The following is a 24,966-nucleotide window of genomic DNA, read 5'->3' as shown; positions in this document are numbered from 1 at the left end:
AACGCCTGCTGGGGGTTTCGGCTTGTGCATCTTGAAAAAGTATAGGCCAGTAGCTCAATTGGCAGAGCGGCGGTCTCCAAAACCGCAGGTTGGGGGTTCGATTCCCTCCTGGCCTGCCATTTATGGCAGCGCTGAGACAAATAGTTATGTCTGACAAGTCTACTACGCAGGCACCGAAGCAGGATTTGCTGAAGTGGATTGCCGTTGCAGTTATCGTCGCCGGTGGCGTGTATGCCAATGCATACTTCGCTGCTGAATCTCTGGTATTGCGGGTGGTTGGGCTGCTCGTCCTGGCTGTGCTGGCAGGTTGGATTGCAGCTCAAACGGTCAAAGGCAGTGCATTCCTTAATCTGTGTATCGAAGCGCGCACCGAAATTCGCAAGGTGGTCTGGCCAACTAGACAGGAAACAACGCAAACCACGCTGATCGTGCTGGTAGTGGTGTTTATTGTTGCGCTGGTGTTGTGGCTGCTGGATACAGCGCTGGGTGCGATCATCTCGCGTATCATTGGATAGTCAGGAGATATCAGATGGCAAAGAATTGGTATGTGGTTCATGCCTACTCCGGCTACGAGAAGCGGGTGATGCAAGCCCTCAAAGAGCGCATTACCCGTTCCGGAATGGAAGACCTGTTTGGCGAAGTGCTCGTCCCAACAGAAGAAGTACTGGAGATGCGCGCCGGTCAAAAGCGCAAGAGTGAGCGAAAGTTCTTCCCGGGATACGTTCTGGTGGAGATGGAGCTCAACGATGATACCTGGCACCTGGTGAAAGAGACTCCAAGAGTGCTTGGCTTTATTGGTGGTAAGGCTGATCGGCCTGCGCCGATCACGACCCGTGAAGCCAACCGAATTCTTCAGCGCCTTGAAGAGGGGCAGGACAAGCCGCGTCACAAGATTATTTACGAGCCGGGTGAAATGGTTCGTGTCATTGATGGTCCATTTAATGACTTTACTGGCACCGTCGAAGAAGTGAATTACGAAAAGAATCGGCTGCGTGTGGCGGTGTTGATTTTCGGTCGCTCCACGCCGGTTGAGCTAGAGTTCAGCCAGGTCGAAAAAAGCTAACTGATTTTTAAAACCCCGTCGGGCCGCCAATTCCGACGGATTACAGGGGAGTTTCTGGCTGCTTTATGCTGTCGGTAACGCTCGAACCCACAGGAGAAGTACTATGGCAAAGAAAGTCACTGCATACATCAAATTGCAGGTTGGCGCTGGCAAGGCAAACCCAAGCCCGCCCGTTGGTCCTGCGCTCGGTCAGCATGGTGTTAACATCATGGAATTCTGTAAGGCCTTCAATGCCCAGACTCAGGGCATGGAAGCAGGTCTGCCAATTCCTGTTGTGATTACAGTATACGCGGATCGTAGTTTCACCTTTATTACTAAAACTCCTCCAGCATCTGTTCTGCTGCGCAAGGCATTGAATATTCCAAAAGGAAGCTCGCGTCCTAACACTGAAAAAGTGGCAAAAGTGACACGTGCTCAGCTGGAAGAGATCGCTGCCATCAAAATGCCAGATCTCACAGCAGCCGATATGGATGCAGCTGTTCGCACACTGGCTGGTACTGCCAGAAGTTCTGGTATCGACGTGGAAGGAGTGGAATAAATCATGGCTAAACTGACCAAAAAACAGCAGGCTATTGCTGACAAGATTGATCGTACCCGTGCTTATTCCATTGAAGAAGCCATCGCGCTTCTGAACGAGTTTGCATCACCAAAATTCAAAGAGTCCATTGACGTCTCTGTTAATCTGGGCGTTGATCCGCGTAAATCCGATCAGGTAGTCCGTGGCTCAACACTGCTGCCAAACGGTAGCGGCAAAACTGTCCGTGTTGCCGTGTTCGCTCAGGGTGAAAATGCTACCAAGGCAAAAGACGCTGGTGCAGACATCGTCGGTTTTGATGATCTGGCTGACAGCATCGCTGCTGGCAACCTTGACTTCGACGTAGTGATTGCAACGCCGGACGCAATGCGCGTGGTAGGTAAGTTGGGTCAGGTGCTGGGTCCGCGTGGCTTGATGCCAAACCCAAAGGTTGGCACAGTGACGGCAGACGTTGCCGGCGCAGTCAAAAATGCCAAGTCTGGTCAGGTTCGATACCGAACTGACAAGAAGGGCATTATCCACGGTGCCATTGGCAAGATCGGATTCGAAGCGGATGCCATCCAGGGTAACCTGGAAGCATTGCTGGCTGATCTGAAAAAAGCAAAGCCTGCCTCTTCAAAGGGCGTTTATATTCAGAAAGTTGTGCTGTCATCGACAATGGGCCCTGGCGTCCTGATCGATCACGCAGCCCTGAAAGTATAAGTATTGAGATTCGCGGCAGCAGATCTGTTGCCGCTACAGACTTTGGGGTTTTGGTGCGGGCATGTCCTGCACCAGAGCTGTCAAAGACCGTAGGTGTCAGCTGCAATACGGGGTGACTTAATGTCCTACGCAGATGGTGAAACCCGTTCCGGCCCGCCGGAGCATTCCACCAGTTAAAGGCCCACTTTTCCATCAGGTTGAGTGGGAGCAAAACAACAAGGGCTGTCTATGGCAGTCCCTATCAGGAGTAAAGCTAGTGGCTATTAGGCTTGAAGACAAAAAGCAAATCGTCTCGGAAGTCAATGAAGCTGCTAACAATGCTTTGTCTGCAGTGCTCGCCGATTATCGCGGTGTCACTGTGTCGAGCCTGACTTCACTGCGCAAAAAGGCGCGCGAAGAGGGTGTGTATCTGCGTGTTGTACGTAACACACTGCTCAAGCGTGCTGTAGATGGTACTCAGTATGAGTGCATCCGCGAAGTGCTGACAGGTCCGACCATTCTTGCGTTTTCAATGGAAGATCCAGGCGCCGCGGCTCGCGTGCTGAAGGACTTCGCCAAAGAGAACGAGAAGTTTGAGGTCAAGGCTTTGTCTGTCGGTGGCAAGTTGTTGGGTGCCGACCAAATTGATGCTCTGGCTAAACTGCCGACTTACGATCAGGCAGTGTCCATGCTGATGAGTGTCATGCTGGCCCCGGTTACCAAGCTTGTTCAAACCTTCAATGAGGTTCCGACCAAGGTTACGCGCGCAGTTGCTGCGGTACGTGACCAGAAGCAAGCAGCATAACTCTGAGATCGAAACGGTTTATTTATTCATTTTTTATTAGGAGATAAGAGTCATGGCTCTGTCTAAAGACGATATTCTGAATGCAATCGCCGAAATGTCTGTAATGGACGTTGTAGAACTGGTTAGCGCGATGGAAGAAAAATTCGGTGTTTCTGCTGCTGCAGCGGTTGCTGTTGCTGCACCTGCTGCTGGTGGCGATGCTGCTGCTGCAGAAGAAGAAAAGACTGAATTTGACATCGTACTGAAAGCTGCTGGTGACAAGAAAGTAAACGTCATCAAGGTTGTTCGTGGCATCACTGGTCTGGGCCTGAAAGAAGCTAAAGACCTGGTTGACGGCGCGCCTTCAACTGTTAAAGAAGCTGCCAGCAAAGCTGAAGCAGAAGATGCTAAGAAGCAGCTGGAAGAAGCTGGTGCTACGGTTGAACTGAAGTAATCCTTCTGTTCAAGTCAGGCAGTAAAATTGTATACCGACAGGGGTAAAACCCCCTGTCGGTATTCAATGTTTATAAGGCAGGCATAATTTAGTGCAAAACGGATTCTGATCGAATCCTATGATAGTGGGGTATATCCGGGCATCTCCAGCGCCACTTTCCGGATATCAACAGACATACTTGCTAGGAAAACATAATGGCCTATTCGTATACAGAGAAGAAGCGTATCCGCAAAGACTTCAGTAAGTTGCCGACTGCGATGGATATTCCATATCTCTTGTCAACCCAGATTGACTCCTACAGGCAGTTTACCCAAGCCGGCCTAGCCCCTGATGTACGTCAGGATGTTGGTCTGCAGGCGGCGTTCAAGTCCGTGTTCCCCATTGTCAGCTACTCCGGAAAAGCCATCCTGGAGTTTGTCAGCTATGAATTGGGTAAGCCAGTGTTTGACGTCAAGGAATGTCAGCTGCGTGGCACCACATATTCCGCGTCCCTTCGCGTACGTGTCCGGTTGATCCTTTACGATAAGGAATCAACTACACAGGCAATCAAGGACATCAAAGAGCAAGAAGTCTACATGGGTGAGATTCCCCTGATGACCGACAGCGGTACCTTCGTCATCAACGGTACTGAGCGTGTTGTTGTGTCTCAGCTGCATCGTTCTCCCGGTGTGTTCTTCGACCACGATCGTGGCAAGACCCACAGCTCGGGCAAGCTGCTGTACTCCGCGCGGATTATTCCGTATCGCGGCTCCTGGCTGGATTTCGAGTTTGACCCGAAGGACCTGGTATACGTACGAATCGACCGTCGTCGCAAACTGCCAGCCACAGTGTTGCTGCGCGCGCTGGATTTCACCGCAGAACAGATTCTCTCCATGTTCTTCGAGAACAACAGCTACCGTGTGGGCAAATCGGTCGAGGAGCTGATGCTCGAGCTGGTTCCGTCACGTCTTCGCGGTGAAGTATTGAACTTCGATGTCAAAGACAAGAAGGGAGAAGTCATCGTCGAATCGGGCCGTCGTATCACCGCGCGCCATATTCGTCAGATGGAAAAAGCCAAGCTTCAGGAGCTGCAGGTCAGCGCTGAGTTCGCCAGTGGCCAGTCGCTGGCAAAGGATATAGTCAACCCGGAAACAGGCGAGATCCTGTTTGAGTGTAACTCGCTGGTTACTCCGGAAATGCTGGACGCTATGATCGCGGCCGGCGTTGACAGTTTCGAAACAATTTACACGAATGACCTGGACTGCGGTCCGTTCGTCTCTGAAACGCTGCGAATCGACAGCACAACATCACGTCTTGATGCGCTTGTGGAAATCTACCGCATGATGCGTCCTGGCGAGCCACCGACCAAAGACTCGGCTGAAAACCTGTTCGGCAACCTGTTCTTCTCACAGGAGCGTTACGACCTGTCGGCTGTTGGTCGTATGAAGTTCAATCGTCGTCTCGGCCGTGAGGAAACAACCGGCGAAGGAGTTCTGAGCGTTGATGACATCGTTGATGTTCTCAAGACGCTGGTAGGCATCCGCAACGGCTTTGGAACCGTGGATGATATCGACCACCTTGGCAACCGACGTATCCGTTCTGTTGGTGAAATGGCTGAGAACCAGTTCCGTGTAGGTCTGGTCCGTGTAGAGCGCGCTGTCAAAGAACGTCTGAGCATGGCCGATTCCGAAGGCCTGATGCCTCAGGACATGATCAACGCCAAGCCGGTGGCAGCAGCTATCAAAGAATTCTTTGGTTCCAGCCAGCTGTCTCAGTTCATGGATCAGAACAACCCGCTGTCAGAAGTGACTCACAAGCGTCGTGTTTCTGCTCTCGGACCGGGTGGTCTGACTCGTGAGCGAGCAGGCTTCGAGGTTCGTGACGTACACCCGACTCACTATGGACGTGTTTGCCCGATTGAGACGCCTGAAGGTCCGAACATTGGTCTGATCAACTCCATGGCGACGTATGCTCGCACCAACGATTACGGTTTCCTGGAAAGTCCGTATCGTCGCATTATCGACGGCAAAGTAACCAACGAAATCGATTACCTGTCTGCGATTGACGAAGGTCAGTACGTGATTGCACAGGCGAGTGCGACGCTGGACGCAGAAAACCGTTTTGTCGACAACCTGGTGACCGTGCGTTACGCCGGTGAGACAACCTTGATGCCGAAGGAACAGATCAACTACATGGACGTGGCACCTCAGCAGATGGTGTCCGTGGCTGCGGCGTTGATTCCGTTCCTTGAACACGACGACGCCAACCGTGCATTGATGGGTTCCAACATGCAGCGTCAGGCGGTACCAACATTGCGCGCGGAACCGCCGCTTATTGGTACCGGTCTGGAGCGCAACGTCGCAGGAGACTCTGGCGTGTGTGTGGTGGCTGATCACGGTGGCAGAATCGAGAGCGTCGATGCATCTCGCATTATTGTGCGTGTGAACGATGATGAAACACAGGCTGGTGAAGCTGGTGTGGATATCTACAACCTGACCAAGTACACCCGCTCCAACCAGAACACCTGTATTACACAGCGGCCCCTGGTGAAAGAGGGTGATCGAATCAGCCGCGGAGATATCCTGGCTGACGGCCCATCGGTTGATCTGGGCGAGTTGGCACTGGGTCAGAACATGCGCATCGCGTTCATGCCCTGGAACGGTTATAACTTCGAAGACTCGATTCTTATATCCGAGCGTGTTGTCAGCGAAGATCGACTGACAACCATCCACATCCAGGAGCTGACCTGTGTGGCGCGTGATACCAAACTGGGCGCCGAAGAAATCACGTCGGATATTCCAAACGTTGGTGAGGGTGCCCTCGGCAAACTGGATGACGCGGGTATTGTTTACATTGGTGCTGAAGTTGGTGCCGGTGACATTCTGGTTGGTAAGGTTACACCAAAGGGTGAAACACAGCTGACTCCGGAAGAAAAACTGCTGCGTGCGATTTTCGGTGAGAAAGCGTCTGATGTGAAAGACACCTCGCTGCGTGTGCCTTCCAGTGTAAAAGGCACCGTTATCGATGTGCAGGTATTCACACGTGACGGTCTGGAGAAAGACCAGCGTGCCAAAGAGATCGAAAAGTCGCAGCTCGATAAAGTACGTAAGGATATCAACGACGAATTCCGTATCGTTCAGGGCGCAACGTTCTACCGTCTCAAGCAGGCCTTCCTGGGCAAGAAAGTTGCCGGCGGTCCTGGTCTGAAAAAGGGCGCAGAACTGACTGAAGAGTACCTGGATGGTCTGGGTGCTGACGACTGGTTCAAGCTGCGTCTGGTTGATGAAGAGCTCAACAAGCAGCTGGAGCTGGCTGAGGCACAGCTGAAGCGTCGTCGCGATGATCTGGATGAGCGTTTTGAAGACAAGAAGCGAAAGCTGGTGCAGGGTGATGACCTGGCGCCGGGCGTGCTGAAGATCGTCAAAGTGTATCTGGCCATCAAGCGCCGCATTCAGCCAGGCGACAAACTTGCGGGACGTCACGGTAACAAGGGTGTTATCTCCGCTATCATGCCGGTTGAAGACATGCCTTTTGATGAAAGTGGCAACCCGGTTGACGTGGTCCTGAACCCACTGGGTGTACCATCGCGAATGAACGTAGGTCAGATCCTGGAAACCCACCTGGGTGCGGCTTCCAAAGGCCTGGGTGCGCGTATCGACACGATGTTGCAGGAAAAGCGCAAGGTTGCTGAAGTGCGCAAATTGCTGGATGAGATCTATAACTCTGTCGGCAACAAGAAAGAGTCACTGGACGAGTTGACCGATGATGAGATTCTGGATCTGGCAAGCAACCTGAAAAAGGGTGTGCCGATGGCGACGCCTGTGTTCGACGGTGCCAATGAGACAGAGATCAAGCAAATGCTGAAGCTGGCGGGGATGGACGAAAGTGGCCAGGTCACACTGTATGACGGGCGTACCGGTGATGCTTTCGATCGTAAGGTCACGGTCGGCATCATGTACATGCTGAAGTTGAACCACCTGGTCGACGACAAGATGCACGCGCGTTCTACTGGTTCTTACAGTCTTGTTACGCAGCAGCCGCTGGGTGGTAAAGCCCAGTTCGGTGGTCAGCGCTTCGGTGAGATGGAAGTGTGGGCGCTGGAAGCCTACGGCGCGGCCTATACGCTGCAGGAGATGCTGACAGTCAAGTCGGACGACGTCGCTGGTCGAACCAAGATGTACAAGAACATCGTGGACGGCGACCATCGTATGGAGCCAGGTATGCCTGAATCGTTTAACGTGCTTCTGAAAGAGATCCGGTCTTTGGGTATTGATATGGATCTGGAAGTTTCCGGTAAATAACGAATCGCCGATATTGTGATGCCAGCTGCATGACAGCTGGCGGAGGAAAGTAGAATGAAAGACTTGCTGGGATTATTGAAGTCACAGTCACAATCAGACGAGTTTGACGCTATCCGTATTGGCCTGGCCTCGCCGGAGATGATCCGCGCCTGGTCGTTTGGCGAAGTGAAGAAGCCGGAAACCATTAATTACCGTACTTTCAAACCTGAACGTGATGGTCTGTTTTGTGCGAAGATTTTTGGTCCGGTCAAGGACTACGAGTGTCTGTGTGGCAAATACAAGCGTCTGAAGCACCGTGGCGTTATCTGTGAGAAGTGTGGCGTTGAAGTGGCGCTGTCAAAGGTCCGTCGTGAGCGCATGGGCCATATCGAACTGGCCAGTCCAGTCGCTCACATCTGGTTCCTGAAATCACTGCCGTCGCGTATTGGTTTGTTGCTGGATATGACGCTGCGTGATATCGAACGCATTCTCTATTTCGAGTCATTCGTTGTTACCGATCCGGGCATGACGACTCTGGAGAAAGGCCAGCTGCTGACCGATGAGCAGTACTATGAAGCCATGGAAGAATTCAGTGATGAATTCGACGCCAAGATGGGTGCTGAGGCTATTCAGCAACTGATGCGCGACTTGGACCTGCCCGAAGAGATCAACCGTCTGCGCGAAGAGATTCCCGCGACTAACTCTGAGACAAAGTTGAAGAAGCTTTCCAAGCGGCTCAAGCTGCTGGAGGCATTTGCTGACTCTGGCAACAAGCCGGAATGGATGGTCCTGACCGTATTGCCTGTGCTGCCACCGGACCTGCGTCCGCTGGTACCGCTGGATGGCGGCCGTTTCGCTACTTCCGATCTCAACGATCTGTACCGTCGCGTAATTAACCGTAACAACCGTCTGAAGCGCCTGCTTGATCTCAACGCACCTGACATCATCGTGCGCAACGAGAAGCGTATGCTGCAGGAAGCTGTAGATGCGCTGCTGGATAACGGTCGTCGCGGTCGTGCCATTACCGGCACCAACAAGCGTCCGCTCAAGTCACTGGCCGACATGATCAAAGGTAAGCAGGGTCGTTTCCGTCAGAACCTGCTGGGTAAGCGAGTCGACTACTCCGGTCGTTCGGTGATCGTGGTAGGTCCGACCCTTAAACTGCATCAGTGTGGTCTGCCCAAGAAGATGGCGCTGGAGCTGTTCAAGCCATTCATCTTTGGTAAGCTGGAGCGTCGTGGTCTGGCTACGACCATCAAGGCCGCCAAGAAAATGGTGGAGCGCGAAACTCCGGAAGTATGGGATATCCTGGCTGAAGTGATTCGCGAGCACCCAGTTCTTCTGAACCGGGCGCCCACGCTGCACCGCCTTGGTATCCAGGCTTTCGAGCCGGTCCTGATTGAAGGCAAGGCCATCCAGCTGCACCCGCTTGTCTGCGCGGCCTATAACGCCGACTTCGACGGTGACCAGATGGCTGTTCACGTGCCGCTGACACTGGAAGCCCAGCTCGAAGCGCGTACACTGATGATGTCGACCAACAACATCCTGGCGCCTGCCAACGGTGAGCCGATCATCGTTCCATCGCAGGACGTTGTACTGGGCCTGTATTACATGACGCGTGAGCGAATCAATGCCAAAGGTGAAGGCATGGTGTTCGCTGATGCGGCAGAAGTTAAGCGCGCTTACGATACTGGTCAGGCGCATCTGCAGGCGCGCATCAAGGTGCGTCTGTCGGACTACGAGCTTAACGAAGCGGGTGAGACCGAGAAAGTGCGTCGCATCGTCGACACAACTGTCGGTCGCGTCCTGCTGTACTCAATTGTTCCGTCTGGTCTGCCATTTGCAATGGTCAATCAGAAGATGACCAAGAAGCAGATTTCCGGCATCCTCAACGCCTGTTATCGAAACGTTGGCCTGAAAGAAACGGTTATCTTTGCTGACCAGTTGATGTACACCGGTTACAAGTACTCAACCGTCTCTGGTTCGTCCATTGGTGTTAACGACTTCGTTATCCCGGAAGCCAAAGCCAAGATCATTGGTCAGGCTGAATCCGAAGTAGAAGAGATCGAAAACCAGTACGCCTCTGGTCTGGTTACACAGGGTGAGAAGTACAACAAGGTGATCGACATCTGGTCCCGCGCCAACGACCTGGTTGCCAAGGCCATGATGGAAGGTCTCTCTACCGAGCCGGTGATCAATAAAGAAGGCAAGGAAGAGCGCCAGGAGTCATTCAACTCCGTCTATATTTATGCTGACTCTGGTGCACGGGGTTCGCCCGCCCAGATTCGTCAGCTCGCAGGTATGCGTGGTCTGATGGCACGTCCTGATGGCTCCATCATTGAGACGCCAATCACGGCGAACTTCCGTGAAGGTCTCAGCGTTGTGCAGTACTTCACCTCAACGCACGGTGCGCGTAAAGGTCTGGCAGATACGGCATTGAAGACAGCGAACTCCGGTTACCTGACTCGCCGTCTGGTTGATATTTCCCAGGATCTGGTGATCACAGAGGAAGACTGTGGCACACAGGAAGGCCTGTTGATGCGTCCAATCATCGAGGGTGGCGATATTATTGCCGCGCTGGGTGAGCGAGTGCTGGGTCGTGTTCTGATCAGTGATGTTGTGCATCAGGATACTGGTGAAGTGCTGGTTGATGCTGGCACGATGCTTGACGAGAAAATGGTTGAGCGTCTGGAAACCATGGGTATCGACGAAGTGCATGTCCGCTCTGCGATAACCTGTGATACGCGATTCGGTATCTGTCGTCAGTGCTACGGCCGAGATCTGGCGCGTGGTCACCTGGCAAACGTGGGTGAGGCTATTGGTGTCATCGCGGCACAGTCCATCGGTGAGCCTGGTACACAGCTGACGATGCGTACGTTCCACATCGGTGGTGCGGCATCGCGTGCAACCGCTGCTGATAACGTGCAGGTTCGTACCACGGGTACAGTCCACCTGCACAACATGAAGACAGTGACCAATGCCAACGGTGGCCTGGTTGTGGTTTCGCGTTCTGGCGAGCTGATCGTGAATGACGAAGCAGGTCGTGAGCGGGAGAAATACAAGCTGCCTTACGGTGCCGTGATTACGCTGAAAGAGGATCGCAAGGTTGAAGCTGGTCAGGTTGTGGCTACCTGGGATCCGCACACGCACCCGATCATTACCGAGGTAAAAGGTCGTGTTGCCTTTACCAATATGGAAGAAGGCTTGACTGTCCGTCGCCAGACAGACGAAATCACAGGCTTGTCCAGCCTGACCGTTATGGATCCGGCAGAGCGGCCGTCGGCAGCCAAAGAGCTGCGTCCGGCGATCACACTGCTGGATGAGAAAGGCAAGGAACTGCCACTGCCTGGCACGAATATGCCCGCAGTCTACTTCCTGCCGGCACATGCGATCATCGCTGTTCAGGATAGCGTTGATCTGTCGGTTGGTGACGTTATTGCCCGTATTCCGCAGGAAGGTTCGAAAACTCGTGACATCACCGGTGGTCTGCCTCGTGTTGCCGACCTGTTTGAAGCCCGCAAACCGAAAGAACCGGCTATTCTGGCAGAGATTTCAGGTACGGTTACCTTCGGTAAGGAAACCAAAGGCAAGCGTCGTCTGGTCATCACGCCAAAAGAAGGCGAGAGCCTGCCAGATGGCAGCACTCACTATGAGACGCTGATTCCGAAATGGCGTGCCATGACAGTGTTCGAAGGCGAGTTCATCGAGAAGGGTGAAGTTGTTTCAGACGGCCCGCCCTCTCCGCACGACATCCTGCGTCTGAAAGGTGTTCAGGCCCTGGCCGAATACATCGTCAACGAGGTGCAGGAAGTCTACCGACTGCAGGGCGTGCGCATCAACGACAAACATATCGAAGTAATTGTGCGTCAGATGCTGCGTAAGGTTGAGATCACCGATGCTGGTGACTCTTCGCTGATTCGTGGCGAGCAGGTCACGATCACGCAAGTGTTGGAAGAAAACGACAGGCTGCGTGAAGCTGGCAAGATAGAGGCGCGTTATCAGCGTCAGTTGCTGGGTATCACCAAGGCGTCGCTGGCGACCGAGTCGTTCATCTCGGCGGCATCCTTCCAGGAAACCACGCGTGTATTGACCGAGGCTGCCGTAACAGGCAAGCGCGATCACCTGCGTGGCTTGAAAGAGAACGTGGTGGTTGGTCGACTGATACCAGCAGGTACTGGTCTGGCCTACCACGAATCGCGGCGTCAACAGGCAGCGGCATCACGAGCCCAGGAAGAGGGTTCAGGTGTTACCGCCAGCGAAGTTGAAGCAGCGTTGACGGAAGCGCTGAAAACAGGTGGCTAAACCGGGGAAACCCGACTGTAGCGCCTAATTCAGTTGACTAGAGGATGCGAGGTCTTTAAACTCTCGCATCCTTTACTCTGGTGAGTGGTCTTTTGTCTGTGGTTCCACGGAATCGCAGTAATCGGCTGCACGCCGGAGTACAAGTATTTAAATGACTAGTTCAGGAGTAATGAATGGCAACTATCAACCAGTTGGTTCGTAAACCAAGACAGAGCAAAGTCGCCAAGAGTGACGTGCCCGCTCTGCAAGGTTGCCCGCAAAAACGTGGCGTGTGCACCCGCGTCTACACAACTACACCAAAGAAGCCAAACTCAGCACTGCGTAAAGTATGTCGTGTGCGTTTGACTAACGGTTATGAAGTCACCTCCTACATCGGCGGTGAAGGTCACAACCTGCAGGAGCACTCTGTGATCCTGATCCGTGGTGGTCGTGTAAAAGACCTTCCGGGTGTGCGTTATCACACAGTGCGCGGCAGCCTGGATACATCAGGCGTATCAGCACGTCGTCAGGGTCGCTCCAAGTACGGTGCTAAGCGTCCAAAGTCTTAATTTTCAAATAAATTTTTCCAGTAAGGCCGCGTGACATTCGTCGGTGACGGGTGTGAATCGTGGATTTACCTGAATAGTGAGGTGAGTTATGCCCAGAAGAAGAGTGGCAGCAAAACGTGAAATCCTGCCTGATGCCAAATATGGCAGCAAGGTGCTGGCCAAGTTCATGAACCACGTGATGGAAGACGGCAAAAAGTCAGTTGCCGAGAAGATTGTCTATGGTGCACTGGATACAGTGACCAAAAATGGCGGTGGTGATCCGCTGGAAACCTTTGAAAAAGCCCTTGAGCAAATTGCACCGATGGTTGAGGTGAAGTCTCGCAGGGTGGGTGGTGCAACCTATCAGGTTCCAGTTGAAGTGCGCGCAGAGCGCCGTACCGCTTTGGCAATGCGTTGGTTGGTTGAGCATGCACGCAAGCGTGGCGAGAAGTCCATGGCATTGCGTCTGGCCGGTGAGATTTCTGACGCATCTCAGGGCCGCGGCAGCGCGGTCAAGAAGCGTGAAGATGTGCACCGTATGGCTGAAGCCAACAAGGCGTTCTCGCACTACCGTTTCTGATAAATCATTAAATTCAATTTTTTAAGCATATAGGTGCGATTGTGGCCAGAAGAACCCCATTGAGCCGTTACAGAAATATCGGTATCTGTGCTCACGTAGATGCTGGTAAAACAACTACGACCGAGCGAGTCCTGTTCTACACAGGTATGAACCACAAAATTGGTGAAGTACACGACGGCGCTGCCACCATGGACTGGATGGAGCAGGAGCAGGAGCGTGGTATCACCATTACCTCTGCTGCCGTGACGACATTCTGGCGTGGTATGAGTCAGCAGTTCGATGAACACCGTGTCAACATCATCGACACACCCGGACACGTGGACTTCACCATTGAGGTTGAGCGTTCACTGCGAGTGCTGGATGGTGCTGTAGTAGTGCTGTGTGGTTCTTCAGGTGTGCAGCCGCAGACAGAAACTGTATGGCGCCAGGCAAACCGCTACGAAGTGCCGCGTCTGATCTTTGTTAACAAGATGGACCGTGCCGGCGCTGACTTCCTGAAAGTGGTCAAACAGGTCAAGAACCGTCTGGGTGCCATTCCTGTGCCCATGCAACTGGCCATCGGTGCTGAAGACAACTTCAAGGGTGTTATCGACCTGGTGAAGATGAAGAGCATCGTCTGGAGCGAAGCTGACCAGGGCGTGACCGTGGCTTACGAAGACATTCCTGCTGACATGCAGGCTGAGTCTGAAGAGTGGCGCGAATACATGGTCGAGGCAGCTGCCGAAGCCAACGAAGAGCTGATGAACAAGTACCTAGAAGGCGGTGAGCTGACTGAAGAGGAAATCAAGGCTGGTATCCGTATTCGTACGCTGGCCAACGAAATTGTTCCAACCTTCTGTGGCTCCGCATTCAAGAACAAGGGTGTTCAGGCTGTTCTGGACGCGGTAGTTGAATACCTGCCGTCACCGACAGAAGTGAAGGACATCGAAGGTACGCTGGAAGATGGTTCTGTTATCCGCTGTGAATCCAGTGATGATGAGCCATTTGCGGCCCTGGCGTTCAAGATTGCCACGGACCCGTTTGTGGGTACGCTGACCTTCTTCCGTGTTTACTCAGGCAAGCTCAATTCTGGCGACTCTGTCTACAACTCGGTAAAGATGAAGAAAGAGCGTGTCGGTCGTATGGTGCAGATGCGCGCCAACAACCGCGACGAGATCAAAGAAGTAATGGCCGGCGACATCGCTGCTGCCATCGGTCTGAAAGACGTTACCACTGGTGAAACTCTGTGTGATCCAAGCCGTATCGTCGTTCTGGAAAAGATGGACTTCCCTGATCCTGTAATCTCGGTTGCTGTTGAGCCGAAGACCAAGGCTGACCAGGAAAAGATGGGTATTGCTCTGGGCAAGCTGGCTCAGGAAGATCCATCGTTCCGTGTTGAGACAGATGAAGAGTCAGGCCAGACCATTATTTCCGGTATGGGTGAGTTGCACCTGGACGTTCTGGTTGACCGTATGCGTCGTGAATTCGGCGTAGAGGCCAATATCGGCAAGCCGCAGGTGGCTTACCGTGAAACCATCCGCAAGGCAGTTGAAGTGGAAGGTAAGCACGTCAAGCAGTCCGGTGGTCGCGGTCAGTTTGGTCACTGTTGGTTGCGCATCGAGCCGCTGCCGGCAGACGAAGAGTACCAGTTTGTGAACGAGATTGTGGGTGGTGCGATTCCCCGTGAATACATCCCTGCCGTTGATAAAGGCGTTCAGGAACAGATGAAAAATGGCTGTTTGGCGGGATATCCGCTGCTGGCCATGAAAGTCACAGTCTATGATGGCTCTTACCACGACGTTGACTCCAGTGAAATGGCGTTCAAAATCGCTGGCTCCATGGCGCTCAAGAAAGGCGCTCTGATGGCTGATCCGGCGCTGCTGGAACCAATCATGAAAGTTGAGGTGGTTACTCCAGAAGAGAACATGGGTGACGTGATGGGTGACCTTAACCGTCGTCGTGGCATGGTTCAGGGCATGGATGACACCTCCAGCGGTAAAGTGATCAATGCTGAGGTGCCTCTGTCAGAAATGTTTGGTTATGCAACCGACCTGCGTTCCATTTCGCAGGGTCGTGCGACCTACACCATGGAATTCCTGAAGTACGGTGAGGTGCCATCGAATATTGCTGAGTCCATCATCAGCAAAAACAAAGGCTGATTTTCTGAAAATATAGACTAGTTTCACGAGGTGATATTGTGGCTAAGGGTAAATTTGAACGTAAAAAAGTACACGTCAACGTGGGAACAATTGGTCACGTTGACCATGGTAAAACAACGCTGACAGCAGCGCTGACGCGCGTTTGCTTTGATGTGTGGGGTACTGGTGAATCGCGTGCTTTCGACCAGATCGACAATGCGCCGGAAGAAAGAGAGCGTGGTATCACCATCTCTACTGCGCACGTTGAGTACGACTCACCAAACCGTCACTACGCACACGTTGACTGCCCCGGACACGCTGACTATGTGAAGAACATGATCACTGGTGCGGCGCAGATGGACGGCGCGATTCTGGTAGTGTCAGCTGCTGACGGCCCCATGCCGCAGACGCGTGAGCACATCCTGCTGTCCCGTCAGGTTGGCGTTCCTTACATCGTTGTGTTCATGAACAAAGCGGACATGGTTGACGATGCGGAGCTGTTGGAGCTGGTTGAGATGGAAGTGCGCGAGTTGCTCGACACTTACGATTTCCCGGGCGACGACACGCCGATCATCATCGGTTCTGCGCTGATGGCACTGAACGGTCAGGACGACAACGAAATGGGTACCTCAGCTGTGAAGAAGCTGGTTGAGACTCTGGACGAGTACATCCCTGAGCCTGAGCGTGACATCGAGAAGCCCTTCCTGCTGCCAATCGAAGACGTGTTCTCGATCTCTGGTCGTGGTACGGTGGTTACTGGCCGTGTTGAGCGCGGTATCGTTAAAGTTGGCGACGAGATCGAAATCGTTGGTCTGAAAGACACCACCAAGACTACCTGTACGGGTGTTGAGATGTTCCGCAAGCTGCTCGACGAAGGTCGTGCAGGTGAGAACGTGGGTGTTCTGCTGCGTGGTACCAAGCGTGAAGACGTTGAGCGTGGTCAGGTACTGGCCAAGCCTGGTTCAATCACTCCGCACACCAAGTTTGAAGGCGAAGTGTACGTACTGAGCAAGGAAGAAGGTGGTCGTCACACGCCATTCTTCAAAGGCTACCGTCCGCAGTTCTACTTCCGTACGACTGACGTGACTGGTGCGGTTGAGCTGCCGGAAGGTGTCGAGATGGTTATGCCTGGTGACAACCTGAAGTTCCTGGTAACGCTGATTGCTCCGATTGCGATGGATGAAGGTCTGCGTTTTGCGATCCGTGAAGGCGGTCGTACTGTAGGCGCTGGCGTGGTATCCAAAATCATCGAGTAAGTCGGTGAAGGCATAAGAGAGGCGGTCGATAGGCCGCCTCTTTTTATTGCTTCGCTGTGTTAGGGTCAAAGAAGACTAAATTTGCTGTAACGAAATAGTTTTCTTGACATGGGGCTGTGTCAGCCTTAGAATTCCGCTTCCTTTTTTCCGGTCCTCAACTGGGATCCGGGTAACAAAAAAAGTAAGTATTTAATTTAAAAAGTGTTTGGAGAGCAGACTAGATGCAAAATCAGCGTATCAGAATTCGGCTGAAGGCCTTTGATCATCGGCTGATTGATCAGTCTACTCAGGAAATTGTCGATACTGCCAAGCGAACCGGTGCGCAGGTGAGAGGGCCAATCCCTCTGCCAACGAACAGGGAACGCTACACGATTCTGATATCGCCGCACGTGAATAAAGATGCGCGCGATCAGTACGAGATCAGAACGCACAAGCGCCTTCTTGATATCGTAGAGCCGACAGAGAAAACAGTGGATGCGTTGATGAAGCTGGACCTGGCGGCAGGTGTGGAAGTGCAGATCAGTCTTGGGTAAGGGCTGAGTGATCCAGAATTTTGTGTTAGGCCGGGTTTGTAGATAGAAGCGAGAATGGTTCAGTAATGGTTCAACTCTGAAACAACTGATAACAGCTGGCTTGGCGGGGTCCAAAAGCCCCCAGGCAAACATGGTGTAATGCGATAGCAGCCATAGCGGGTTAAAGCCCCGTACACGATGAGGTTCAAAAAATGTCGATTGGTTTGGTCGGTCGAAAAAGCGGCATGACCCGTATATTTACTGAAGCTGGAGATTCTGTTCCAGTGACAGTGGTAGAGGTCAGCCCAAACAGAATTACTCAGTTGAAAACTGAGGAAGTGGATGGCTACAGCGCCGTTCAAGTGACTGTGGGTGAGCGCAAAGCTTCCCGCGTTTCGCGCTCTTTGGCGGGTCACTTCGCGAAAGCTGGAACAGAAGCTGGTGCCGGCCTGTGGGAATTCCGCGCTGGTCAGCAGGAGCTGGCTGAGTTCGCCCCCGGTGCTGAGTTGACAGTTGCTCTGTTTGAAGCAGGTCAGCGTGTAGACGTAACCGGCACTTCAAAAGGTAAAGGCTTCGCTGGCGCCATCAAGCGTCACAATTTCCGCGCACAGGATGCAACTCACGGTAACTCACTGTCTCATCGTGCTCCTGGTTCAATTGGTCAGTGTCAAACGCCTGGTCGTGTCTGGAAAGGCAAGAAGATGGCTGGACACATGGGTGATGTGCGCGTAACGACTCAGTTTCTCGAAGTCGTTCGCGTGGATGCCGAAAATAATCTGCTGTTGGTAAAAGGTGCCATCCCGGGAGCTACTGGCTCACACGTGGTAGTGCGTCCTTCTGTCAAGTCAGCCGGATCCAGGGGGTAAGCAATGATGGAATTGAATCTTGCGCAGCCCGGTAAAAAGGCCGGAGCAGGCACTGTTTCTGTTTCAGAAGAAACGTTTGGCAAAGAATTTAACGAAGCGCTGGTACATCAGGCGGTCGTGACCTACATGGCAGGCGCCCGTCAGGGTACTGTTAAGCAGAAGACACGTTCCGAAGTTGCAGGTGGTGGTCGTAAGCCATGGCGTCAAAAGGGTAGCGGTCGTGCGCGTGCGGGTACCACTCGTGGCCCTATCTGGCGTACCGGTGGTGTAACCTTCGCTGCGCGTCCCCAAGATCACAGCAAAAAACTGAATCGCAAAATGTACCGCGGTGCAATGCGCAGCATTCTGTCAGAGTTGCTGCGTCAGGATCGTCTGGTCGTTGTTGAGCAGTTCAGCGTTGATACGCACAAAACCAAAGATCTGGCGAGCAAGCTGAAAGAGTTTTCGCTGGATAACGTACTGATCGTTGCTGATGAAGTGGCAGAAAATCTGTACCTGGCAGCTCGCAACCTGCGTCACGTTGATGTATTGGATGTGTCAGGTCTGGATCCGGTCAGTTTGATCGGTTTCGAGAAGGTGCTGATGACTGTTCCTGCGCTGAAAAAAGTTGAGGAGATGTTGTCATGAACCAACAGAGACTTTACACGATTATCGTTGGGCCGCACGTATCTGAGAAGGCTGCGCTGATTGCAGACCGCAACAACCAGGTTGCGTTCCGTGTTGCCAATGACGCAACCAAGCCTGAGATCCGTGAAGCGATTGAAACACTGTTCAAAGTGACAGTGGAAGATCTGCAGGTACTCAACGTCAAGGGCAAGACCAAGCGTACTGCGCGTGGCAAGCTGAGACAAAAATCAAACTGGAAAAAGGCTTACGTGAAGCTGGCGCAGGGTCAGGAAATTGACTTTGCGGAGATGGCGTAAGAAAGGGTCGCGGTTATGGCAGTTGTTAAATGTAAACCCACCTCGCCAGGGCGCAGGTTCGTCGTAAAAATCGTAAACCCTGATTTGCACAAGGGTGAGCCTTACGCTGGTTTGGTGGCGACCAAGTCAAAGACTGGTGGTCGAAACAATGCTGGACGCATCACTCGTCGTCATGCGGGCGGTGGTCACAAGCAAAAGTACCGAATTATCGATTTCCGTCGTGATAAAGACGGCATCGTAGCCAAGGTTGAGCGTCTGGAGTATGACCCCAACCGTACGGCCAACATTGCGTTGCTGCTCTACGCCGATGGCGAACGCCGTTACATTATTGCGCCGGCCAAGATTTCTGCTGGCGACACGCTGGTCTCAGGTGATGAGGCGCCGATCAAGACAGGTAACTGTCTGCCGCTGCGCAACATCCCGCTGGGTAGCACGGTTCACTGCGTTGAGCTGAAGCCGGGTAAAGGCGCTCAGATCGCGCGAAGCGCTGGCGGCTCAGTGCAGCTGGTGGCTAAAGAAGGTAATCACGTCACGCTGCGTCTGAAGTCTGGTGAGATGCGCAAAGTGCTGGCCGATTGTCGCGCAACGCTGGGAGAGGTTTCCAACTCTGAGCACAGCCTGCGCTCCCTGGGTAAAGCCGGTGCCAAACGCTGGCGTGGTATTCGACCGACGGTACGTGGTGTGGCCATGAACCCGGTTGATCACCCGCACGGTGGTGGTGAAGGTCGTACCTCCGGTGGCCGTCACCCTGTGACGCCATGGGGTAAGCCGACCAAAGGCTACAAGACCAGAACTAACAAGCGAACGACCAATATGATCGTCCGCCGCAGAAATGCTAGCCGATAAGGCCTGACAACAGAGGAAATTAAAGTGCCACGTTCACTGAAAAAAGGTCCCTTCATAGACCTTCATTTAATGAAAAAAGTGCAGGCAGCACGCGATGCTAATGACAAGCGTCCTATTAAGACCTGGTCACGACGCTCGATGATTTCTCCAGATATGCTCGGGCTGACGCTGGCTGTGCACAATGGACAGCAGCATGTGCCGGTTTTTGTGACCGAAGACATGGTTGGTCACAAGCTGGGTGAATTCGCGCTGACGCGTAACTATCGCGGTCACGCGGCAGACAAGAAAGCCAAGCGCTGATAAGTGGGGAAATTGAGATGGAAGTTGTAGCAATATTGCGCGGCGCTCGGCTCTCTGCCCAGAAGGCGAGATTGGTAGCCGATCAGATCCGCGGCAAGAATGTCGAAGAGGCACTTCAGTTGCTGACCTTCAGCCCAAAGAAGGGTGCTGATGTCATCAAGAAGGTGTTGAACTCTGCGATTGCGAATGCCGAGCATAATGAAGGGGCGGATGTGGACGAGCTGAAAGTCTCCACTATCTACGTCGACGAAGGTATGTCCATGAAGCGAATCCGTCCACGTGCCAAAGGCCGTGCTGATCGCATTCTGAAGCGTACCTGTCACATCACCGTTAAAGTAGCCGATAAGTAGGAGATCAGGATGGGTCAGAAAGTACATCCAACCGGAATTCGGCTTGGTATAGTTAAAAAGCACACATCAGTGTGGTTTGCCGAAGGCAAAGATTATGCTGAGCATTTGCTGGTTGATTTGCAGGTGCGTGATTACATCCGCAAGCAACTTGCCAATGCGTCTGTTTCACGTGTTGATATCGAACGTCCGGCGCAGACAGCCCGCATTACTATTCACACTGCCCGTCCAGGTATCGTGATTGGTAAGAAAGGCGAAGATGTAGAGACGCTGAGAACCGCTCTGATTGCCAAGATGGGCGTGCCGGTTCACATCAACATCGAAGAGATCCGTAAGCCTGACCTCGATGCGCAACTGGTTGCTGACAGTGTTTCGCAGCAGCTGGAGCGACGTGTCATGTTCCGTCGCGCCATGAAGCGCGCTGTACAGAACGCCATGCGCCAGGGTGCGGAAGGTATCAAGATTCAGGTCAGCGGTCGTCTGGGCGGTGCAGAAATTGCCCGAACAGAATGGTATCGGGAAGGTCGTGTGCCATTGCACACACTGCGTGCCGATATCGACTACGCGACTTCAGAGGCTAGCACAACTTACGGGATCATTGGCGTTAAGGTCTGGATTTTCAAAGGCGAGATCCTTGGCCACAAGGAAGCCCCTGCGGCTCCCCAGAAAGCGTCCAAGTAGAGGATAGGCCAAGATGTTACAACCAAAGCGTACTAAATTTAGAAAGATGATGAAGGGCCGTAACCGCGGTCTGTCTCATCGTGGCAGCAAAGTGGATTTCGGCGAGTTTGGCCTGAAAGCCCTGGGTCGTGGCCGCCTGACTGCGCGTCAGATCGAAGCTGCCCGTCGTGCCATGACTCGTCACGTAAAGCGTGGCGGTAAAATCTGGATTCGGGTTTTCCCCGACAAGCCAATTACCCAGAAGCCTCTCGAGGTTCGTCAGGGTAAAGGTAAGGGTAGCGTGGAGTACTGGGTCGCCCAGATTCAGCCCGGTCGTGTGATGTTTGAGATCGAAGGCGTAGACGAAGGTCTGGCGCGCGAAGCGTTTCAACTGGCTGCTGCCAAGCTGCCGTTTGAAACCACTTTTGTAAAACGGACGGTAATGTGATGAAAGCCAGCGAATTGCGAGAAAAGTCAGTTTCTGAGCTGAACGAGCAGCTCAATGGCCTGTATCGTGACCAGTTCAACTACAGGATTCAGAAGCGGACCGGACAACTGGCACAGACTCATGTGCTTTCTGCAGTAAAGCAGGATATTGCCCGGATTAAGACCATCATTACTGAAAAGCAGAAAAGTGGGTCCTGATTATGTCGCTTAATGAAACAGAAGCAGTACAGACCGGTCGCGTTGTGACCGGCAAAGTTGTCAGCGCCAAGATGGACAAGTCCATTGTTGTGCTGATCGAGCGTCGGGTTAAGCACCCGGTGTATGGAAAGTTCATAACTCGCTCTTCAAAAGTGCATGCGCACGATGCGAACAATGATTGTCGCGAAGGTGATCGAGTTACGGTTAAAGAAGTCAGACCGATCTCCAAGACCAAGACCTGGTCTTTGGTATCAATTGATGAGCGTGCAACGCAGATCTGATTCTGGCGGTAAATGGGTTTCTGGCGCCAGTCGGCGTTGTTGCTAAAGCGACAGTTTAAGGGTTCGGAGAGAATCGATGATTCAGGTACAGTCATATTTAGATGTGGCAGATAACAGTGGTGCCAAGCGAGTAATGTGTATCAAAGTGCTCGGTGGCTCACATCGTCGTTATGCCCGCATCGGGGATGTCATCAAAGTGACAGTGAAAGAAGCGATTCCCCGAGGCAAAGTTAAAAAGGGACAGGTGCTTTCAGCACTCGTTGTTCGCACGAAGAAAGGTGTTCGCAGAACTGATGGCTCGTTGATCAAGTTTGATGACAATGCCGCGATTCTGTTGAACAACCAGCAGGCGCCTATCGGTACTCGTGTGTTTGGGCCTGTGACGCGTGAATTGCGAACTGAAAAGTTCATGCGAATCATCTCCCTGGCACCAGAAGTGCTGTGACAGATATCGAGGCCGCGGAATATGCGTAAGATTAAAGCTAATGATGAAGTAATCGTCATCGCCGGAAAAGACAAGGGCAAGCGGGGAACCGTGACGCGCCTGGTCGGTGAAACCAAGGTGATTGTCGGTGGTATCAATATTGTAAAACGACACACCAAGCCTAACCCCAATGCGGGTATTGCAGGCGGTATCGTTGAGAAGGAAGCTGCGCTGGATGTTTCCAATGTAGCGATCTTCAATCCGGAGACCAACAAAGCTGACCGCGTCGGCTTTCAGGTTGAAGATGGAAAGAAAAAGCGGATTTTCAAGTCCACTAACAAAGTCATTGATTAACGGAAACTCAGGTCGCCAACATGGCTCAGTTGAAAGAATTTTACAAAAGTGACGTAGTACCCACACTGACCAAACAGTTCGGGTATGACAATCCGATGCGTGTACCCCGTATCACTAAAGTGGTACTGAATATGGGTGTAGGTGAGGCCGTCGGCGACAAGAAGTTGCTGGATAACGCCGTCGCTGAATTGACCATGATCAGTGGTCAGAAGCCGGTTATCACCAAAGCGCGTAAATCCATTGCCGGATTCAAGATTCGTGCTGGCTGGCCAATTGGCGCCAAAGTCACACTGCGCGGCGAGCGTATGTACGAATTCCTGGATCGTCTGGTTGACATCGCGATTCCACGTATTCGTGACTTCCGTGGTCTGAACCCGAAGGCATTTGATGGTCGTGGCAATTACGCTATGGGTGTGACTGAACAGATCATCTTCCCGGAAATTGAATACGACAAAGTCGACAAGCTGCGTGGTCTGGATATTACCATCACTACTACTGCACAGAACGACGAAGAAGGACGCGCCCTGCTGACGGCGATGCGCTTCCCATTTAAAGCATTGACCGGCAAAGCTGCCGCCAAGGAGTCGTAAAGATGGCCAAGACCTCAATGGTTGCACGTGAAGAAAAACGTACGCGCACAGTTGCCAAGTTTGCTGCCAAGCGAGCTGCCCTGAAAGCAATCATCGCTGATGTGAATGCCAGCGAAGATGATAAGTGGCAGGCGCAGATCCAGCTGCAGAAGCAGCCACGCGATGCAAGCCCTGTTCGTCAACAGAAGCGTTGCCGTATCACCGGTCGTCCCCACGGTGTATATCGTAAATTTGGTATTTGTCGTCACAAGCTGCGTGAAGCAGCGATGCGTGGTGATGTGCCGGGACTGACCAAGGCAAGCTGGTAAGCGGAGAAATTTATTATGAGTATGTCAGATCCTATTGCAGATTTGCTGACACGCATTCGAAATGCACAAATGGCCCGCTTGTCCCAGGTGAGCGCGCCCGCGTCCAAGCTGAAAGTTGCCATTTGCAACGTTCTTCAGGATGAGGGTTATATCAGTGGTTACTCAGTCAGTGACGATGTCAGCGCCAAGCGCGAGCTGGTCATTGATCTGAAATACTATCAGGGCAAGCCGGTTATCGAAGAAATCAAACGAGTCAGCCGTCCTGGTCTGCGTCAGTACATGGGCAAAGAAGAACTGCCCCGCAACCGTCAGGGACTGGGCATTGTGATTGTGTCAACCAACAAAGGGTTGATGACAGACAAGCAAGCACGTGCTGCCGGCATCGGTGGTGAAGTTCTGTGTACGGTATTCTGATACACACGATTCTTACTAACAGTTTATAGAGCACGATTATGTCCAGAGTAGCAAAAAATCCGATTTCGCTGCCCAAAGGCGTGGAGACAACAATCGCTGGTTCAGCGGTCACTGTCAAAGGCAGCAAAGGCAGTCTTAATCTTGAACTGCATGACTATGTGCAGATCGAGAAAGACGGTGAAGTCCTGCGCGTGTCCGCGAAGAACCAGTCTCGCGAAGCAGTTGCGATGGCTGGTACATTCCGCGCACTCGTTAACAACATGGTTGTTGGCGTAAGTGAAGGATTTCAGCGCAAGCTGCAGTTGCAGGGCGTTGGTTATCGAGCCAAGGCACAGGGCAACACTGTCAATATTACAGTAGGGTATTCTCATCCAATCGATTATCAGCTGCCAGCTGGTGTCACAGCAGATACACCTTCTCAGACCGAAATCGTACTGAATTCGGCTGACAAGCAACTGCTTGGCCAGGTAGCCGCTGAGATCCGCAAGTTCCGTCCACCAGAGCCTTACAAGGGCAAGGGTATTCGCTACGCGGATGAGAATGTTTACAGAAAAGAAGCGAAGAAAAAGTAGGGCGTGACATTATGAACGATAAAAAAGTAGCTCGTATCCGTCGCGCACGACGTACCAGAGCAAAAATAGCGGAGCTCGGTGTAAACCGATTGTGCGTGTATCGTACTCCGCGCCATATCTATGCGCAGATCATTGCCCCTGAAGGCAATGTAGTGTTGGCTTCTGCCTCCACAGTTGAAAAAGACCTGCGTGGTAAGGCAACAGGAAACGTTGAAGCGGCCGGCAAAATCGGCGCACTGATTGCTGAACGTGCCAAACAGGCTGGCGTAAGCAAAGTGGCGTTCGATCGTTCCGGTTACAACTATCATGGTCGAATCAAAGCGTTGGCTGATGCGGCACGTGAAGGCGGCTTGGAATTTTAAGGGT

The 24,966-nt window shown here is 52.7% G+C and carries 30 protein-coding genes and 1 tRNA gene; all 31 read left to right on the top strand.

Annotation, left to right across the window (positions count from 1 at the left end; all coding sequences use genetic code 11):
• The first annotated feature begins 43 nt into the window (after positions 1-43).
• The 31 genes from LVD14_RS15295 (at position 44) to rplR (ending at position 24,962) form a co-directional block, all read left to right on the top strand.
• Positions 44-119 (top strand) — tRNA-Trp (locus LVD14_RS15295).
• A 27-nt stretch (positions 120-146) separates the two neighbouring features.
• Positions 147-515 carry a preprotein translocase subunit SecE gene (secE, locus tag LVD14_RS15290; protein WP_237134980.1) on the top strand — a complete coding sequence of 123 codons (369 nt, stop codon included), beginning with the start codon at positions 147-149 and terminating at the stop codon, positions 513-515.
• A gap of 14 nt (positions 516-529) precedes the next feature.
• Positions 530-1,063, top strand: a complete 534-nt coding sequence (nusG, locus tag LVD14_RS15285; RefSeq protein ID WP_237134979.1) for a transcription termination/antitermination protein NusG — start codon at positions 530-532, stop codon at positions 1,061-1,063.
• Between the two features lie 103 nt (positions 1,064-1,166).
• On the top strand, positions 1,167-1,601 hold the full coding sequence (rplK, locus tag LVD14_RS15280; RefSeq protein ID WP_237134978.1) for a 50S ribosomal protein L11: 435 nt from the start codon (positions 1,167-1,169) through the stop codon (positions 1,599-1,601).
• Positions 1,602-1,604: 3 nt separating this feature from the next.
• Positions 1,605-2,300, top strand: coding sequence for a 50S ribosomal protein L1 (gene rplA / locus LVD14_RS15275; RefSeq protein ID WP_237134977.1), 696 nt, complete (start codon positions 1,605-1,607; stop codon positions 2,298-2,300).
• A gap of 256 nt (positions 2,301-2,556) precedes the next feature.
• On the top strand, positions 2,557-3,084 hold the full coding sequence (gene rplJ, locus LVD14_RS15270; protein WP_237134976.1) for a 50S ribosomal protein L10: 528 nt from the start codon (positions 2,557-2,559) through the stop codon (positions 3,082-3,084).
• Between the two features lie 52 nt (positions 3,085-3,136).
• The gene (gene rplL, locus LVD14_RS15265) at positions 3,137-3,517 is read left to right on the top strand and encodes a 50S ribosomal protein L7/L12 (RefSeq protein ID WP_237134975.1); all 381 of its coding nucleotides are present in this window, start codon (positions 3,137-3,139) and stop codon (positions 3,515-3,517) included.
• 194 nt (positions 3,518-3,711) lie between these two features.
• On the top strand, positions 3,712-7,797 hold the full coding sequence (gene rpoB / locus LVD14_RS15260; protein ID WP_237134974.1) for a DNA-directed RNA polymerase subunit beta: 4,086 nt from the start codon (positions 3,712-3,714) through the stop codon (positions 7,795-7,797).
• 54 nt (positions 7,798-7,851) lie between these two features.
• Complete coding sequence (gene rpoC / locus LVD14_RS15255; protein WP_237134973.1) at positions 7,852-12,078, top strand: DNA-directed RNA polymerase subunit beta'; 4,227 nt, start codon at positions 7,852-7,854, stop codon at positions 12,076-12,078.
• 173 nt (positions 12,079-12,251) lie between these two features.
• Positions 12,252-12,626, top strand: a complete 375-nt coding sequence (gene rpsL / locus LVD14_RS15250) for a 30S ribosomal protein S12 (RefSeq protein WP_058022520.1) — start codon at positions 12,252-12,254, stop codon at positions 12,624-12,626.
• A gap of 88 nt (positions 12,627-12,714) precedes the next feature.
• Entirely contained in the window at positions 12,715-13,185 is a 471-nt protein-coding gene (gene rpsG / locus LVD14_RS15245) for a 30S ribosomal protein S7 (protein ID WP_237134972.1), read from the top strand.
• A gap of 41 nt (positions 13,186-13,226) precedes the next feature.
• On the top strand, positions 13,227-15,323 hold the full coding sequence (fusA, locus tag LVD14_RS15240) for an elongation factor G (protein WP_237134971.1): 2,097 nt from the start codon (positions 13,227-13,229) through the stop codon (positions 15,321-15,323).
• 38 nt (positions 15,324-15,361) lie between these two features.
• Positions 15,362-16,558 carry an elongation factor Tu gene (gene tuf / locus LVD14_RS15235; RefSeq protein WP_237134970.1) on the top strand — a complete coding sequence of 399 codons (1,197 nt, stop codon included), beginning with the start codon at positions 15,362-15,364 and terminating at the stop codon, positions 16,556-16,558.
• Between the two features lie 221 nt (positions 16,559-16,779).
• Complete coding sequence (gene rpsJ / locus LVD14_RS15230) at positions 16,780-17,091, top strand: 30S ribosomal protein S10 (protein WP_237134969.1); 312 nt, start codon at positions 16,780-16,782, stop codon at positions 17,089-17,091.
• A gap of 191 nt (positions 17,092-17,282) precedes the next feature.
• The gene (gene rplC, locus LVD14_RS15225) at positions 17,283-17,936 is read left to right on the top strand and encodes a 50S ribosomal protein L3 (protein WP_237134968.1); all 654 of its coding nucleotides are present in this window, start codon (positions 17,283-17,285) and stop codon (positions 17,934-17,936) included.
• A 6-nt stretch (positions 17,937-17,942) separates the two neighbouring features.
• Complete coding sequence (gene rplD / locus LVD14_RS15220) at positions 17,943-18,563, top strand: 50S ribosomal protein L4 (protein WP_237135009.1); 621 nt, start codon at positions 17,943-17,945, stop codon at positions 18,561-18,563.
• Positions 18,560-18,859, top strand: coding sequence for a 50S ribosomal protein L23 (gene rplW, locus LVD14_RS15215; RefSeq protein ID WP_237134967.1), 300 nt, complete (start codon positions 18,560-18,562; stop codon positions 18,857-18,859). The genes rplD and rplW overlap by 4 nt, the downstream gene beginning before the upstream one ends.
• Before the next feature lie 15 nt (positions 18,860-18,874).
• Positions 18,875-19,705 (top strand): 50S ribosomal protein L2, encoded by an 831-nt coding sequence (gene rplB / locus LVD14_RS15210; RefSeq protein WP_237134966.1) that lies wholly within the window; start codon positions 18,875-18,877, stop codon positions 19,703-19,705.
• 24 nt (positions 19,706-19,729) lie between these two features.
• Positions 19,730-20,005 (top strand): 30S ribosomal protein S19, encoded by a 276-nt coding sequence (gene rpsS, locus LVD14_RS15205; RefSeq protein WP_237134965.1) that lies wholly within the window; start codon positions 19,730-19,732, stop codon positions 20,003-20,005.
• 17 nt (positions 20,006-20,022) lie between these two features.
• A complete protein-coding gene (gene rplV / locus LVD14_RS15200; RefSeq protein ID WP_237134964.1) occupies positions 20,023-20,355 on the top strand; it encodes a 50S ribosomal protein L22 in 333 nt (110 codons plus the stop codon).
• A gap of 9 nt (positions 20,356-20,364) precedes the next feature.
• Positions 20,365-21,033 (top strand): 30S ribosomal protein S3, encoded by a 669-nt coding sequence (gene rpsC, locus LVD14_RS15195; RefSeq protein WP_237134963.1) that lies wholly within the window; start codon positions 20,365-20,367, stop codon positions 21,031-21,033.
• 13 nt (positions 21,034-21,046) lie between these two features.
• On the top strand, positions 21,047-21,460 hold the full coding sequence (gene rplP, locus LVD14_RS15190; RefSeq protein ID WP_237134962.1) for a 50S ribosomal protein L16: 414 nt from the start codon (positions 21,047-21,049) through the stop codon (positions 21,458-21,460).
• Positions 21,460-21,657, top strand: coding sequence for a 50S ribosomal protein L29 (rpmC, locus tag LVD14_RS15185; protein ID WP_237135008.1), 198 nt, complete (start codon positions 21,460-21,462; stop codon positions 21,655-21,657). Before rplP ends, rpmC begins: the two co-directional genes overlap by 1 nt.
• A 2-nt stretch (positions 21,658-21,659) precedes the next feature.
• Complete coding sequence (gene rpsQ / locus LVD14_RS15180) at positions 21,660-21,938, top strand: 30S ribosomal protein S17 (RefSeq protein WP_237134961.1); 279 nt, start codon at positions 21,660-21,662, stop codon at positions 21,936-21,938.
• Between the two features lie 76 nt (positions 21,939-22,014).
• Positions 22,015-22,383 (top strand): 50S ribosomal protein L14, encoded by a 369-nt coding sequence (gene rplN, locus LVD14_RS15175; protein ID WP_237134960.1) that lies wholly within the window; start codon positions 22,015-22,017, stop codon positions 22,381-22,383.
• Positions 22,384-22,404: 21 nt separating this feature from the next.
• Complete coding sequence (gene rplX, locus LVD14_RS15170) at positions 22,405-22,716, top strand: 50S ribosomal protein L24 (RefSeq protein WP_237134959.1); 312 nt, start codon at positions 22,405-22,407, stop codon at positions 22,714-22,716.
• A gap of 20 nt (positions 22,717-22,736) precedes the next feature.
• Positions 22,737-23,306 (top strand): 50S ribosomal protein L5, encoded by a 570-nt coding sequence (rplE, locus tag LVD14_RS15165; RefSeq protein ID WP_237134958.1) that lies wholly within the window; start codon positions 22,737-22,739, stop codon positions 23,304-23,306.
• Positions 23,307-23,308: 2 nt separating this feature from the next.
• Positions 23,309-23,614 (top strand): 30S ribosomal protein S14, encoded by a 306-nt coding sequence (rpsN, locus tag LVD14_RS15160; RefSeq protein WP_237134957.1) that lies wholly within the window; start codon positions 23,309-23,311, stop codon positions 23,612-23,614.
• Positions 23,615-23,629: 15 nt separating this feature from the next.
• A complete protein-coding gene (gene rpsH, locus LVD14_RS15155; protein ID WP_237134956.1) occupies positions 23,630-24,028 on the top strand; it encodes a 30S ribosomal protein S8 in 399 nt (132 codons plus the stop codon).
• 38 nt (positions 24,029-24,066) lie between these two features.
• Positions 24,067-24,600 (top strand): 50S ribosomal protein L6, encoded by a 534-nt coding sequence (rplF, locus tag LVD14_RS15150; protein ID WP_237134955.1) that lies wholly within the window; start codon positions 24,067-24,069, stop codon positions 24,598-24,600.
• A gap of 11 nt (positions 24,601-24,611) precedes the next feature.
• Positions 24,612-24,962, top strand: coding sequence for a 50S ribosomal protein L18 (rplR, locus tag LVD14_RS15145; RefSeq protein ID WP_237134954.1), 351 nt, complete (start codon positions 24,612-24,614; stop codon positions 24,960-24,962).
• The last annotated feature ends 4 nt before the right edge of the window (positions 24,963-24,966 follow it).

The organism is Pseudohongiella sp. O18 (assembly GCF_021729085.1).
GTDB lineage: Bacteria > Pseudomonadota > Gammaproteobacteria > Pseudomonadales > Pseudohongiellaceae > Pseudohongiella.
Note: the sequence above shows the minus strand (reverse complement) of the source record. Positions and strands in the feature narration are given on the sequence as shown.